Genomic DNA, 15257 nt, shown 5'->3' on the forward strand with positions numbered 1-15257 from the left:
ATGAATGTCTCCGCCTGGTCCATCCGCAACCCCATTCCGGCGGCGATGCTGTTCGTCATGCTGACGCTGGCGGGCCTGTTCTCCTTCAAGCAGATGAAGGTGCAGAACTTCCCGGACCTGGACCTGCCCACCATCACCGTGGTGGCGGCCCTGCCGGGCGCTTCGCCCAACCAGCTCGAGAACGACGTCGCGCGCATCATCGAAAACAGCCTGGCCTCGCTGCAAGGACTCAAGCACATCTACACCAAGGTGCAGGACGGCACGGTCTCGCTCACCGTGGAGTTCCGCATCGAGAAGGACACGCAGCAGGCGCTGGACGACGTGCGCTCGGCCGTGGCCAAGGTGCGCAGCGAACTGCCCACCGACCTGCGCGACCCCATCGTCAACAAGGTGGAGCTGGCCGGCGGGGCGGTGCTGGCCTTCACGGTCGCGTCCGACAAGATGGACGCCGAGGCCTTGTCCTGGTTCGTCGACAACGACGTCTCCAAGCTCCTGCTGTCGGTGCCAGGCGTGGGCGCGGTCAACCGCGTGGGCGGCGTGGACCGCGAGGTGCAGGTGCTGCTGGACCCGCTCAAGCTGCAGGCGCTCGGCACCACGGCCACCGACGTGTCGCGCCAGCTGGCGCGCGTGCAGATCGAAAGCGCGGGCGGCCGCGTGGACCTGGGCGGCAGCCAACAGCCGCTGCGCACGCTGTCGCAACTGGCCTCGGCCGAAGCACTGGCCGGCATGCAGGTGGCGCTGAGCGACGGCCGCTACATCCGCCTGGACCAGATCGCCGAGGTGCGCGACACCGTGGCCGACCCCACGGCCGCCGCCTTCCTGGACGGCAAGCCCGTGGTGGGCTTCGAAGTGGCGCGCAGCCGCGGCGCCGGCGAGATCGAGGTGGGCGACGGCGTGCGCGCCAAGCTGGAGCAGCTGCGCGCCGCCCGGCCCGACCTGCACATCACCGAGTCCTTCGACTTCGTCACGCCGGTGAAAGAGGAGTTCGACGCCTCCATGACCCTGCTGTACGAAGGCGCCCTGCTGGCGGTGCTGGTGGTCTGGCTGTTCCTGCGCGATTTCCGCGCCACCGTGGTGTCGGCCGTGGCGCTGCCGCTGTCGGCCATCCCGGCCTTCATCGGCATGTACGCCATGGGCTTCACCATCAACGTGGTGACGCTGCTCGCCATGTCGCTGGTGATCGGCATCCTCGTGGACGACGCCATCGTGGAGGTCGAGAACATCGTGCGCCACATGCGCATGGGCAAGACGCCCTACCAGGCCGCCATGGAGGCGGCCGACGAGATCGGCCTGGCCGTCATCGCCACCACCTTCACGCTGATCGCGGTGTTCCTGCCCACGGCCTTCATGGCGGGCATCCCGGGCAAGTTCTTCAAGCAGTTCGGCTGGACCGCCGCGCTGGCGGTGTTCGCCTCGCTGGTGGTCGCGCGCGCGCTCACGCCCATGATGGCGGCCTACCTGCTCAAGCCCGTGGTGATGGCCAAGGAGATGCCGCGCTGGGCGGCCTCCAACGCCCTCACGCGCGGCCTCTGGCGCTGGGCGCACAACCAGGACGAGCCGGCCTGGGTGGACACCTACCAGAACTGGGCGCGCTGGTGCATCCGCCACCGCTGGCTCACCAGCCTGGGTGCCGGTCTGTTCTTCATCGGCTCGCTGATGCTGATCCCGCTGTTGCCGCAGGGCTTCGTGCCGCCCGACGACAACTCGCAGACCCAGGTCTTCCTGGAGCTGCCGCCCGGCGCCACGCTGGAGCAGACCGTGGCCACGGCCGAGCGCGCGCGTCAGCTGGTGGCGGCGGTGCCGCACGTGCGCTCGGTCTACACCACCATCGGCTCGGGCACGGCCGGCACCGATCCGTTCGCGCCGCAGGGCGCGGCGGAGTCGCGCAAGGCCGCGCTCACCATCCAGCTCGATCCGCGTGGCCAGCGCCCGCGCAAGCAGGGCATCGAAAACCAGATCCGCGACGCCATGTCCAACCTGCCCGGCGTGCGCAGCAAGGTGGGCCTGGGGGGCTCGGGCGAGAAGTACGTTCTGACCCTGACCGGCAGCGACGCGCACGCCATGACCACCGCCGCGCGGGCGGTCGAGCGCGACCTGCGCACCGTGCGCGGCGTGGGCAGCATCCAGTCCACCGCCGCGCTGGTGCGCACCGAGATCATCGTCACGCCCGACCTGGCGCGCGCCGCCGAGCTCGGCGTGACCAGCTCGGCCATCGCCGAGACGCTGCGCATCGCCACGGTGGGCGACTACGACAACCTGCTGCCCAAGATGAACCTGCCGCAGCGGCAGATCCCCATCGTGGTCAAGCTCGACGTCGGCGCGCGCCACGACCTGGACGTGCTGCGCCGCCTGGCCGTGCCCGGCGCCAAGGGGCCGGTGATGCTGGGCCAGGTGGCCTCGCTCGAGTTCGGCGGCGGCCCGGCGGTGATCGACCGCTACGACCGCTCGCGCAACATCAACTTCGAGGTCGAGCTCGCGGGCATCGCGCTGGGCGACATGAAGGCGGCGGTGGACAAGCTGCCCAGCCTGCGCAACCTGCCGCCGGGGGTGTCGGTGCTGGAGGTGGGCGACGCCGAGGTGCAGGGCGAGCTGTTCGCCAGCTTCGGCCTGGCCATGCTCACCGGTGTGCTGTGCATCTACATCGTGCTGGTGCTGCTGTTCAAGGCCTTCCTGCACCCCATGACCATCCTGGCGGCGCTGCCGCTGTCGCTGGGCGGGGCCTTCGTGGCGCTGCTGATCGCCAACAAGAGCTTCTCCATGCCCTCGCTGATCGGCCTGATCATGCTGATGGGCGTGGCGACGAAGAACTCCATCCTGCTGGTGGAATACGCCATCGAGGCGCGGCGCGCGCACGGCCTGTCGCGGCTGGACGCCATCCTGGACGCCTGCCACAAGCGCGCTCGGCCGATCGTGATGACCACGATCGCCATGGGCGCGGGCATGCTGCCCATCGCGGTCGGCTGGGGCGAGGCGGACGGCAGCTTCCGCTCGCCGATGGCGGTGGCGGTGATCGGCGGACTCATCACCTCGACCTTCCTGAGCCTGCTGGTGATCCCGGCGGTGTTCACCATCGTCGACGACGTGGCGCTGTGGTTCGCGAAGCTGTTCCACCGGCGCGACGCGTCGATGCCGCCGGCCACGCCGCCCGGCGCGGCCCACCCGCCGGCGGCGGAGCACCCGGGGTCCTGAAGGCGCCTGGCGCGGGCGGGGCATGGGCCGAGCACAATAGGCGCCCATGCGCCTGCGCCACATCGAGGTCTTCAACGCCGTCATGCTCACCGGCAGCGTGAGCGCGGCGGCCCGCATGATCAACGTCACCCAGCCGGCGGTGAGCCGCACGCTGCAGCACGCCGAACTGCAGCTCGGCTTTCCGCTGTTCCAGCGCGCCGGCGGGCGCCTGGTGCCCACCACCGAGGCCCAGACGCTGTACCCGCACATCGAGCGCCTGTTCGCCCAGCTCGACGAGGTGCAGCGCCTGGCCACCAGCCTGAAGGCCGGCCGCACCCACGGCGAGCTGCGCGTGCTCACCGTGCTGGGTCTGAGCTACGAGGTGCTGCCGCGCGCCATGCGCCTGTTCCGCGAACGGCACCCCGACGTGCTGGTGCACCACCAGGCCCTGCACTCGGTGCAGATCGTCTCCGCCCTGGCCCTGCAGGAGGCCGACGTGGGCTACGTGTTCAACCCCGGCTCGCACCCGGCCCTGGTGCAGGAGCGCCTGGGCGAGCGGCGCGTGATGGTGGTGGCGCCCAAGGGCCTGCTGCCGCCGCGCGTGCTCAAGGCCGGCGGCATCGGCTGGTCGCAGCTGGCGCGGCTGCCCGTGATCGCCCTGGACGGCCAGGACCCGCTGGGTGTGCAGCTCTCGCACGCCATGCGCGACCACGGCGTGGACCTGCGCCCGATCATGACCGTGCAGACCTACCACGTGGCGCTGGCGCTGGCCCAGCACGGCGTGGGCGTGGCCCTGGTGGAGGGCTGCACGGCGACCTCGGCCGATCGCACGCGCGTGGATGTGCTGCCCTTCGAGCCGGCCATGCTCACCGCCGTGCACATGCTGCGGCCCACCGCGCGGCCGCATTCGGTGGTGGCGCGCGCCTTCACGCGCTGTTTTCAGCAGGCCTTGCAGCAGATCGGATGAGCGCGGCGGCCGTGCGCGGCCGCTCCGCCACACCTTGCAGCTGGCGCGACAGCCGCCGCGCGCTGCCGGCGGCCAGGGTGAAGCCCAGGGCGCCATGTCCGGCGTTGAACAGCACATTGGCGGGCGCGCCGCCCACCCGGCCCACGATGGGGACGCCCGTGGGCGTGGCGGGGCGCAGGCCGGCCCAGGGGCGGGTCTCGGTGCCGGCGCAGGCCAGCGGGAAGACCTCGCGCGCGGCACGCCGCAGCTGCTCGACGCGGCGGGTCTCGATGCGCGTGTCGTGGCCGGCCAGCTCGGCCAGCCCGGCCACGCGCAGGCGCTGGCCCAGTCGCGCGAACACCAGTTTGCGCTGCGCGTCGGTCACGCTCACGTTCGGTGCCAGGCCGCTGCCGACCGGCGCGTCCAGCGTGAGGCTGTAGCCCTTGAGCGGGTAGACCGGCAGGCTCACCCCGAGCCGGCGCGCGAACGCGGTCACGCCGGTGCCCAGAGCGGCAACGAAGCCGTCGGCCTCGATCCAGTCGTTGCCCGCCTGCACCGCGACCAGGCGATCGCCCTCGCGCCGCAGCGCACCCAGGGGCGCGCCGAGCACGAAGCGCACGCCGCGCGCCTGCAGGGCGCCGTGCAGGGCGTCGCACAGGCGGGCGCAGTCGGCCGCGCATTCGCCCGGCGTGTGGATGCCGCCCACGTAGCGCGCCGCGCTGCCGGCCAGTGCCGGTTCGACGCGCAGGCAGTCGGCGAGCGACAGCGCGTGCTGCTCGGCGCCGCCCAGGGCGCGCTGCAGATCGAGCTGGTGGCGCGCCGCCGCGAACGAGGCCTCGCTGCCGTACATCACCAGCTTGCCGCTGGTGGTGAAGTCGCAGTGGGCCTGCGTGTCGGCCAGCAGCTGCTGCAGGACCTCGCGGCTTTCCTCCGCCAGGGCCAGCAGCGTGCCGGTGCTGCGGGCGGACACCTCCGCGCGGCAGGCGGCCAGGAAGCGCAGGCCCCAGGCCCACTGCGCCGGGTCCAGGCGCAGGCGCAGCGAGAAGGGCGATTCGCGCGAGAGCAGCAGCTTGGGCAGCTGCGCCCAGATCGAGGGATCGGCCAGCGGCTGCACGTAGGCGTAGCTCAGCTGCGCGCCGTTGCCGAAGCTGGCGCCTTGACCGGGGCGATGCGCGTCGATGACGGTGACGTCGAAGCCGTCGCGCTGCAATTGCCAGGCGGTGGCCAGGCCGACGATGCCGGCGCCCAGCACGGCCACGCGGCGCGCGGCGGGCGGGTTCAGGGACAGGGCAGGGGGGTTGTGCATGGTGGGCCGCACTGTAGGCAGGCGCCTGGCGCCTGTGAAATGCAGACCGAGGCATCGCCCATGACCGGAACTCATGGACAGGGCGGCGAGGCATAACCTGAAGGCATGGCCCGGGCCGATAAAAGCATGTGGACAGCGGCGGACGCTTGCCTAGACTGGCGCATTCCCCCCACCGCTCCCCCAGCCGCCCATGCAATCCAGCCACGTTTTCCACCGCCAGCTGCTCCAGGACATGCCCGTCGCCGTCAGTGGCAAAGGCATCACGCTCACCGACAGCCAGGGCAAAACCTACCTCGACGCCTCCGGCGGCGCGGCCGTCTCCTGCCTCGGCCATGGCCACCCGGACGTGATCGCGGCCATGCACGCGCAACTCGACCAGCTGGCCTACGCGCACACCAGCTTCTTCACCACGGCCGTGGCCGAGGAACTGGCCGATACCCTGATCGACACCGCGCCCCAGGGCATGAGCAACGTGTACTTCGTGAGCGGCGGCTCCGAGGCCGTGGAGGCCGCGCTCAAGATGGCGCGCCAGTACTTCGTGGAGATCGGCCAGCCGCAGCGCGAGCACTTCATCGCGCGCCGTCAGAGCTACCACGGCAACACCCTGGGCGCGCTGGCCGTGGGTGGCAACGCCTGGCGCCGCGAGCAGTTCAAGCCGCTGCTGATCGAGGTCGAGCACGTCTCGCCCTGCTACGAGTACCGCGACAAGCGCGCCGACGAGACCGCCGAGCAGTACGGCCAGCGCCTGGTGGCCGAGCTGGAGGCCGCCATCGAACGCCTGGGTGGCGACAAGGTCATCGCCTTCGTGGCCGAGACGGTGGGCGGCGCCACGGCCGGTGTGCTCACGCCGGTGCCGGGCTACTTCAAGGGCGTGCGCGAGCTGTGCGACCGCCACGGCATCCTGCTCATCCTGGACGAGGTGATGTGCGGCATGGGCCGCACCGGCACGCTGCACGCGTGCGAGCAGGAAGGCGTGGTGCCCGATCTGCTCACCATCGCCAAGGGCCTGGGCGGGGGGTACCAGCCCATCGGCGCGGTGCTGGCGCAAAACCGCATCGTCGAGACCTTCCGCAAGGGCAGCGGCCTGTTCCAGCACGGCCACACCTACCTGGGGCATGCCGTGGCCTGCGCGGCCGCGCTGGCGGTGCAGCGCGTGATCCAGCGCGACGGCCTGCTGGCCCAGGTGCGCGAGCGCGGCGCGCAGCTGCAGGCGCTGTTCCAGGACGCCTTCGGCGAGCACCCGCACGTGGGCGACGTGCGCGGCCGCGGCCTGTTCTGGGGCGTGGAGCTGGTGGCCGACCGCGCCAGCAAGCAATGGTTCGACCCCGAACTCAAGCTGCACGCGCGCCTCAAGCGCGCCGCCATGGCCGAGGGCCTGATGGTCTATCCGGCCGGCGGCTCGGTGGACGGCCGCTGCGGCGACCACATCCTGCTGGCGCCCCCTTTCATCAGCACCCCCGACGAGCTGGCCCAGATCGTGCATCGCCTGCGCACGGCGATCGACAAGACGCTGGCCGGGGTGCCCAAGCTGGCCACCGCCTGACGCCATGCCCGCTCTGCATGGCGTCACGGGGTAAACCCCGTGACGTCGCGGCGGGGGCGGGCCGGGCGATTGCATTAGCATTCCCGGCCTGCGCGCGACCGTTCCACAAGAGCATCACGCCTTTCCACAACCAGTGACCCGCAGGAGAACCACCATGAAGAAACTCACCGCCTGTCTCAGCGCCGTGGCCGCATCGGCCGCGATGATGGCGCCCGCCGCCCCCGCCTTCGCCCAACAGAAGTTCATGACCATCGGCACCGGTGGCGTGACCGGCGTGTACTACGCCGCGGGCGGCGCCATCTGCCGCCTGGTGAACAAGGACCGCGCCAAGCACGGCTTCCGCTGCACGGTGGAATCCACGGGTGGCTCCGTCGCCAACATCAACACCATCAAGGCCGGTGACCTCGACTTCGGCGTGGCGCAGTCCGACTGGAACCACCACGCCTACAAGGGCACCAGCACGTTCCAGAAGGACGGCGCTTTCAGCGATCTGCGCTCCGTCTTCTCGCTGCACCCCGAGCCCTTCACCGTGCTCGCCCGCGCCGACGCCAACGTCAAGAACTTCAGCGAACTCAAGGGCAAACGCGTGAACGTGGGCAACCCCGGTTCCGGCACCCGCGCGTCCATGGAGCAGCTGCTGACGGCCATGAACTGGAAGCTCAGCGACTTCGGTCTGGCGGCCGAGCTCAAGGCCGACGAGCACGGCGCCGCGCTGTGCGACAACAAAATCGACGCCTTCTTCTACGGCGTAGGCCACCCGAGCGCCAACATCCAGGACCCGGTGACCACCTGTGGCGCCAAGCTGGTGAACATCTCCGGCCCGGCCGTGGACAAGCTGGTGGCCGAGTTCCCGTTCTACGCCAAGGCCGTGATCCCCGGCGGCCTGTACAAGGGCAATGACCAGGACACCAACACCTACGGTGTGTTGGCGACCTTCGTGACCTCGGCCAAGGCCTCGGACGATCAGGTCTACACCCTGGTGAAGGCGGTGTTCGACAACTTCGACGAGTTCAAGAAGCTGCACCCGGCCTTTGCCAACCTGAAGGCCGAGAACATGGTCAAGGATGGCCTGAGTGCGCCGCTGCACCCCGGTGCCGCCAAGTACTACAAGGAAAAGGGCTGGATCAAGTAATCTGCTGATCCGTTGCCGCTGAGCACCCCATGTGCGGCCCGCCGCTCATGGGGTGTTCTGCATTGAGGGCCCCTGAGCATCCACCTCATCCATCATGAATAAAGCCGACAACATCGCCGACGTGGACGTCAACCAGCTGGTGAAGGACAACGACGCCGGAGGCCGAGACGCGGGGCCTCTGGTCAACCGCCTGATCCTGGTCGTGGCCGTGGCCTGGTCGCTGTTCCAACTCTGGATCGCCTCGCCGCTGCCCTTCAGCCTGGGCGTCTTTCTGCTCAACGACACCGAGAGCCGGGCCATCCACCTGGCGTTCGCGGTGTTCCTGGCCTACCTGGCCTACCCCGCGTCCAAGCGTTCGCCGCGCGATCGCGTGCCCGTCGGCGATTGGGTGTTCGCGTTGGTGGCCGCGTTTTGTGCGGGCTACCTGTTTCTCTTCTACCGCGAGTTGGCCGGTCGTCCGGGCCAGCCGAACACGCTCGATGTCTGGTCATCGGTGATCGGCGTGCTGCTGCTGCTGGAGGCCACGCGCCGCGTGCTGGGCCTTCCCATGGTGGTGGTGGCCGTCGTGTTCCTGGTCTACACCTTTGCCGGTCCGTACATGCCGGACATGCTGGCGCACCGCGGCGCTTCGCTGGACCGCGCGGCATCGCATTTCTGGCTCACCACCGAAGGCGTGTTCGGGGTGGCGCTGGGCGTCTCCAGCGGCTTCATCTTTTTGTTTGTGCTGTTCGGCTCGCTGCTCGACAAAGCCGGGGCGGGCAACTACTTCATCAAGAGCGCGTTTGCCCTGCTGGGCCACATGCGCGGCGGTCCGGCCAAGGCGGCCGTCGTCTCGTCGGCGGCCACGGGCCTCATCTCCGGCTCGTCCATCGCCAACGTCGTGACCACCGGCACCTTCACGATTCCGCTGATGAAGCGCGTGGGCTACCGAGGCGATCAGGCTGGCGCCGTGGAAGTGTCGAGTTCCGTGAACGGCCAGATCATGCCGCCCGTGATGGGGGCGGCCGCTTTCCTGATGGTGGAGTACGTGGGCATTCCCTACGTACAGGTCATGAAGCACGCCTTCCTGCCGGCGATCATTTCCTACATCGCGCTCTTCTATATCGTTCACCTCGAGGCGCTGAAGGCCGGCATGCAAGGCCTGCCGCGCCGGACACAGGCCTCGGCGTCCCAGCGGTTGCTGTCTTTCCTGATGACGGTCACCGGGTTCATCGTGATCGCGGGCGTCACGTACTACGTCATCGGTTTCATCAAGTCGATGCTCGGAGCGGCCGCCGTGCCCGTGATCGGTGTCGGGCTGTTGCTGGCCTACCTGGGCCTGCTGTGGGTGAGCTCGCGCCAGCCCGAACTGGCGATCGACGACCCCAATGCGCCGGTGTTCGAACTGCCGGAAACAGGCCCCACCGTGCGCTCAGGCCTGCACTATCTGCTGGCCGTCGTGGTGCTGGTGTGGTGCCTGATGGTGGAGCAGCTCTCGCCGGCGCTGTCGGCGTTCTGGGCCACCATGTTCATGGTCTTCGTCATGCTCACGCAAAAGCCCCTGCTGGGCCTGATGCGGGGAGAGGGAAACCCCCTGTCGCATGTGAAGGCCGGCGTGAACGATCTGGTCGACGGTCTGGCCACGGGCGCGCGGAACATGATCGGCATCGGCGTGGCCACGGCCGCGGCCGGCATCATCGTCGGCACCGTCTCGCTCACGGGCGTGGGCCTGGTGATGACGGAAATCGTCGAGATCCTGTCCGGCGGCAACCTCATGCTGATGCTGGTTCTGGTGGCCGTGATCAGCCTGATCCTTGGCATGGGCCTGCCGACCACGGCCAACTACATCGTGGTCTCCACGCTGATGGCGCCCGTGATCGTCGAACTGGGCGCCCAAAGCGGGCTGATCGTGCCCCTGATCGCCGTTCACCTGTTCGTTTTCTACTTTGGCCTCATGGCGGACGTCACACCCCCGGTGGGTTTGGCCTCGTTCGCGGCCGCCGCCATCGCCAAGTACGACCCCATCAAGGTGGGCATCACGGCCTTCTACTACAGCATGCGCACGGCGATCCTGCCGTTCCTGTTCATCTTCAACACGCAATTGCTGCTGATCGGTCTGGACGGGCCGTTTCATTTGATCTTGACCATCGCCGTCGCCATCGTGGCGATGCTGGTGTTCGCGGCAGCGACGCAGGGCTACTTCCTGACCAAGACGCGGTGGTACGAGACCTTGGCCCTGTTGCTGGTGTGCTTCACGCTGTTCCGCCCGGGCTTCTGGATGGACCTTGTCCATCCGCCCTTCGACGAAATCAAAGGCGAGGCCATGACCGCGGCCATTGAACAGGCGCCGCCCAACACCGGCAAGCGCGTGTGGGTGGAAGGCCTGAACCTCAATGGCGACGAGGTGCGCAAGGGCGTGCTGCTCCCCTTGGGCCCCGCGGGCACGGCCAAGGAGCGGCTGGCCAGCGCCGGACTGACGGTGATGGCCGATGCCAACGGCTTGATGGTGGCCGCTGTCAAGTTCGGCAGCCCGGCCGAAAAACTCGGCATCGAACAGAGCTTTCACATCACCTCCCTGGAAGTGCCCGCTGCCCGCCCGGCGAAAGAGTGGCTGTATGTCCCGGCGCTGGCGCTGCTGGCCTTGGTCATGTGGCTGCAGATGGGGCGCCTGCGGCGCGAGAAAGCCGGCGTGGCCGCAGCCTCGGCATGAGCGCGCCCCGCATTGCTCTGATCCATGCGCTGGCCCATTCGGTCGCGCCCATCAACGAAGCGATGGCGCGCGACTGGCCCGAGGCCATTCGCATGAACCTGCTCGACGACAGCCTCTCGGCCGACCTGGCGCGCGAGGGCAGGGGGCTGGACGCCGCCATGCACACGCGCTTCGAGACGCTCACGGCCTACGCCGAGTCCACGGGCGCGCATGGCATCCTGTTCACCTGCTCGGCCTTCGGCCCCTGCATCGAGGCGGCGGCCGCGCGCCGGCCGCACCTGCCGGTGCTCAAGCCCAACGAGGCCATGGTCGATGAGGCCGTGGCCGAGGCCGCGCGGCTGGGGGGACCCATCGGCCTGCTGGCCACCTTCGGCCCCACGCTGCAGTCCATGCCGCCGGAGTTCCCGGCCGGCGTGCCGCTGCGCACCGCGCTGGCCGAGGGCGCGCTGCAGGCGCTGAACGCGGGCGACACCGCCCGCCACGACGCGCTCGCGGTCGAAGCGGCGAAGCGGCTGCAGGCCGAGGGCTGCGCGCTCATCGCGCTGGCCCAGTTCAGCCTGGCCCGCTCGGCGCCGGCGGTGCAGGCGGCCACCGGGCTGCCGGTGCTCACCACCCCGGGCAGTGCCATCCGGGCGCTGCGCCGGCGCCTGGCGGCCTGATCCGCGGTCGGTCGAGGCCCGTCCAACAGCTACAATCGCGGGTTTCCGTGAGTGGGCTACCCGCCCCGCCGGGCCTCAATCCGGCGGCGCCAGACACCCTCCCGGCGCGCGGGTGGCGAAATTGGTAGACGCACCAGGTTTAGGTCCTGACGCCAGCAATGGTGTGGGGGTTCGAGTCCCCCCCCGCGCACCAGCCCCACGGAACCCCGCTATGCCCCGCGTCGGCCCGAACGGCCGGCCTTCCCTTGGAGAACACCATGACCGTGAACGTTGAAACCCTGGAGAAGCTCGAGCGCAAGATCACGCTCACGCTGCCCGCCGACGTCATCCAGAACGAAGTCGCCGCGCGCCTCAAGCGCATCGCCCGCGACGTCAAGATGGACGGCTTTCGCCCCGGCAAGGTGCCGATGAACGTCGTGGCCCAGCGCTATGGCTACTCGGTGCACTACGAGGTCATGAACGACAAGGTGGGCGAGGCTTTCGCCAGCGCCGCCAACGAAGCGCAGCTGCGCGTGGCCGGCCAGCCCCGCATCACTGAGAAGGAAGGCGCGCCCGAGGGCCAGCTGGCCTTCGACGCGGTGTTCGAGGTCTACCCCGAGGTGAAGATCGGCGACCTGGCCGGCGCCAAGGTCGAGAAGCTGGCCGCCGAGGTGGACGATGCCGCCATCGACCGCACCCTGGACATCCTGCGCAAGCAGCGCCGCACCTTCGCGCAGCGCGCGCAGGACCAGGCCGCCCAGGACAGCGACCGCGTCACCATCGACTTCGAAGGCAAGATCGACGGCGAACCCTTCGAGGGCGGCAAGGCCGAGGCCTTCCAGTTCATCGTCGGCGACGGCCAGATGCTCAAGGAATTCGAAGACGCCGTGCGCGGCATGAAGAGCGGCGAGAGCAAGACCTTCCCGCTGGCCTTCCCCGAGGACTACCACGGCAAGGACGTGGCCGGCAAGACGGCCGACTTCCTGGTCACGGTGAAGAAGATCGAGCAGGCGAACCTGCCCGCGGTCGACGAGGCCCTGGCCAAGTCGCTGGGCGTGGCCGACGGCAGCGTCGAGGGCCTGCGCGCCGACATCCGCAAGAACCTGGAGCGTGAGGTCAAGTTCCGCCTGCAGGCCCGCAACAAGGCCGCCGTGATGGACGCCCTGGTGGGCGTGGCCGAGCTGGACCTGCCCAAGTCCGTGGTGCAGGCCGAGCTCGACCGCCTGGTCGAGGGCGCCCGCGCCGACCTCAAGCAGCGCGGCATCAAGGACGCCGACAAGGCCCCCATCCCCGACGAGCTGTTCCGCCCGCAGGCCGAGCGCCGCGTGCGCCTGGGCCTGGTGGTGGCCGAGCTGGTGAAGGTCAACGAGCTGCACGCCAAGCCCGAGCAGATCAAGGCCCACATCGACGAGCTGGCCGCTTCCTACGAAAAGCCCGCCGACGTGGTGCGCTGGTACCAGGGCGACAACCGCCGCCTGGCCGAGGTCGAAGCCATCGTGATCGAGAACAACGTCACCGACTTCGTGCTCGCCAAGGCCCAGGTCAGCGACAAGACCGTGAGCTTTGACGAGCTGATGGCCCAGGCCTGATCGCCGGCACTCTGGCGCACGGAAGAGGGCGGAGCGATCCGCCCCTTTTTTTTGCCGCTGAACCCCCCATCTGAGCCCTTGCGTCCCCCTCGAACGAACCATGGCCCTACCGCCTGAAGTGGGGTGGCCGGGTTGGTTACAGTTGGGCCATTGCTTTGAACCTGTACGGACTCACTCGGAGACCCTCATGAGCGCTATGGATATCCAAGGCCTGGGCATGGTGCCCATGGTCATCGAACAATCGGGCCGCGGCGAACGCGCCTACGACATCTACTCGCGCCTGCTCAAGGAGCGCGTGGTGTTCCTCGTCGGTCCGGTCAACGACCAGTCGGCCAACCTCATCGTGGCCCAGCTGCTGTTCCTGGAGAGCGAGAACCCGGACAAGGACATCTCGTTCTACATCAACTCGCCCGGAGGCTCGGTCAGCGCCGGCATGGCGATCTTCGACACCATGAATTTCATCAAGCCCGACGTGTCGACACTGTGCGTGGGCATGGCCGCGAGCATGGGCGCCTTCCTGCTGGCCGCTGGCACCAAGGGCAAGCGCTTCAGCCTGCCCAATTCCAAGATCATGATCCACCAGCCGCTGGGCGGCGCCCAGGGCCAGGCCACCGAGATCGAGATCCACGCGCGCGAAATCCTCAAGACCCGCGAGCAGCTCAACCGCATCCTGGCCGAGCGCACCGGCCAGCCGCTGGAGAAGATCGAGCGCGACACCGAGCGCGACTACTTCCTCTCGGCCGCCGAGTCGGCCGACTACGGCCTGATCGACAAGGTCATCGAAAAGCGTCCCACGGCGGGCTGACGCCGCCGGGAGAAGGGCGGCCAAACACGGTTTTTGCGGCCCTTTTTCCGGATTTGGCCCCGTCGGACCATCCACTATCATTGAACACCGTTTTTCCCTGACACCGAACCATGGCCGACAAGAAAGCCGCCTCCAGCGAAAAAGCGCTGTACTGCTCGTTCTGTGGCAAGAGCCAGCACGAGGTGAAGAAGCTGATCGCCGGGCCCTCGGTGTTCATCTGCGACGAGTGCATCGACCTCTGCAACGACATCATCCGTGACGAGTTGCCGGGCATCGAATCGGTGAAGGCGTCCTCGGACGACCTGCCCACGCCGGCCCAGCTCAAGAGCAACCTCGACAACTACGTGATCGGCCAGGACGCTGCCAAGCGCGCGCTGGCCGTGGCCGTCTACAACCACTACAAGCGCCTGCGCCACAAGCAGGGCTCGCGCAAGGACGAGGTGGAGCTGGCCAAGAGCAACATCCTGCTCATCGGCCCCACGGGCTCGGGCAAGACCCTGCTGGCCCAGACCATGGCCCGCATGCTCAACGTGCCCTTCGTCATGGCCGACGCCACCACCTTGACCGAAGCCGGCTATGTGGGCGAGGACGTCGAGAACATCGTCGCCAAGCTGCTGCAGAGCTGCAACTACGACATCGAGCGCGCCCAGCAGGGCATCGTCTACATCGACGAGATCGACAAGATCACGCGCAAGTCCGACAACCCGTCCATCACCCGCGACGTGTCGGGCGAGGGCGTGCAGCAGGCCCTGCTCAAGCTCATCGAAGGCACCATGGCCAGCGTGCCGCCGCAAGGCGGGCGCAAGCACCCCAACCAGGACTTCCTGCAGGTCGACACCACCAACATCCTGTTCATCTGCGGTGGTGCGTTCGCGGGCCTGGAGAAGATCATCGAGAACCGCACCGAGGCCTCGGGCATCGGTTTCTCTGCCGCCGTGCGCAGCAAGAAGCAGCGCAGCCTCACCGAGGTGTTCAAGGAAGTCGAGCCGGAAGACCTGATCAAGTTCGGCCTCATTCCCGAGTTGGTGGGCCGCGTGCCCGTCATCGCCGCCCTGGCCGAGTTGAGCGAGGACGCGCTGGTGGACATCCTCACCCAGCCGCGCAACGCCGTCGTCAAGCAGTTTTCCAAGCTGCTGTCGATGGAGGGCGCCGAACTGGAGGTGCGGCCCGCCGCGCTCAAGGCCATCGCCCGCAAGGCGCTGGCGCGCAAAACCGGCGCGCGGGGCCTGCGCTCCATCCTTGAAAACGCCTTGATCGACACCATGTTCGAGCTCCCTGGCCTGAGCAACGTGGAAAAGGTCGTGGTGGACGAATCCACCATCGACGAGAACAAGCCGCCGCTGCTGGTGTACCGCGAGGCCGCCAAGCAGGCGTGAACGACAGGCATGCGAAGCCCCACCTGGCTCCGCATGACCGCCCGGGCCGCGGTTGACACCGCCCA

Annotated in this window: 10 protein-coding genes and 1 tRNA gene; 10 read left to right on the plus strand and 1 reads right to left on the minus strand. The window is 68.7% G+C overall.

The window, feature by feature from the left end:
* Positions 1-3189 carry an efflux RND transporter permease subunit gene (locus tag DY262_RS01705; RefSeq protein WP_116957253.1) on the plus strand — a complete coding sequence of 1063 codons (3189 nt, stop codon included), beginning with the start codon at positions 1-3 and terminating at the stop codon, positions 3187-3189.
* Positions 3190-3235: 46 nt separating this feature from the next.
* Entirely contained in the window at positions 3236-4135 is a 900-nt protein-coding gene (locus DY262_RS01710; RefSeq protein WP_070398332.1) for a LysR family transcriptional regulator, read from the plus strand.
* Here the strand turns inward: DY262_RS01710 and DY262_RS01715 are convergent.
* On the minus strand, positions 4095-5420 hold the full coding sequence (locus tag DY262_RS01715) for a D-amino acid dehydrogenase (protein WP_181936376.1): 1326 nt from the start codon (positions 5418-5420) through the stop codon (positions 4095-4097). The genes DY262_RS01710 and DY262_RS01715 overlap by 41 nt on opposite strands.
* 190 nt (positions 5421-5610) lie before the next feature.
* Between DY262_RS01715 and DY262_RS01720 the strand changes: the two genes are divergently transcribed.
* From DY262_RS01720 to clpX, 8 genes are all read left to right on the plus strand, one after another.
* Complete coding sequence (locus DY262_RS01720) at positions 5611-6963, plus strand: aspartate aminotransferase family protein (RefSeq protein WP_116957254.1); 1353 nt, start codon at positions 5611-5613, stop codon at positions 6961-6963.
* Between the two features lie 154 nt (positions 6964-7117).
* Entirely contained in the window at positions 7118-8095 is a 978-nt protein-coding gene (locus DY262_RS01725; RefSeq protein WP_070398335.1) for a TAXI family TRAP transporter solute-binding subunit, read from the plus strand.
* A gap of 94 nt (positions 8096-8189) precedes the next feature.
* Positions 8190-10784 carry a TRAP transporter permease gene (locus tag DY262_RS01730; RefSeq protein ID WP_116957255.1) on the plus strand — a complete coding sequence of 865 codons (2595 nt, stop codon included), beginning with the start codon at positions 8190-8192 and terminating at the stop codon, positions 10782-10784.
* On the plus strand, positions 10781-11443 hold the full coding sequence (locus tag DY262_RS01735; protein WP_116957256.1) for an aspartate/glutamate racemase family protein: 663 nt from the start codon (positions 10781-10783) through the stop codon (positions 11441-11443). Before DY262_RS01730 ends, DY262_RS01735 begins: the two co-directional genes overlap by 4 nt.
* A gap of 106 nt (positions 11444-11549) precedes the next feature.
* Positions 11550-11636, plus strand: a tRNA-Leu gene (locus tag DY262_RS01740).
* A 64-nt stretch (positions 11637-11700) separates the two neighbouring features.
* The gene (gene tig / locus DY262_RS01745) at positions 11701-13011 is read left to right on the plus strand and encodes a trigger factor (RefSeq protein WP_116957257.1); all 1311 of its coding nucleotides are present in this window, start codon (positions 11701-11703) and stop codon (positions 13009-13011) included.
* Between the two features lie 187 nt (positions 13012-13198).
* On the plus strand, positions 13199-13816 hold the full coding sequence (gene clpP, locus DY262_RS01750) for an ATP-dependent Clp endopeptidase proteolytic subunit ClpP (protein WP_070398339.1): 618 nt from the start codon (positions 13199-13201) through the stop codon (positions 13814-13816).
* Positions 13817-13926: 110 nt separating this feature from the next.
* Complete coding sequence (clpX, locus tag DY262_RS01755; protein ID WP_116957258.1) at positions 13927-15192, plus strand: ATP-dependent Clp protease ATP-binding subunit ClpX; 1266 nt, start codon at positions 13927-13929, stop codon at positions 15190-15192.
* The last annotated feature ends 65 nt before the right edge of the window (positions 15193-15257 follow it).

The organism is Hydrogenophaga borbori (genome assembly GCF_003417535.1).
Lineage (GTDB): Bacteria > Pseudomonadota > Gammaproteobacteria > Burkholderiales > Burkholderiaceae_C > Hydrogenophaga > Hydrogenophaga borbori.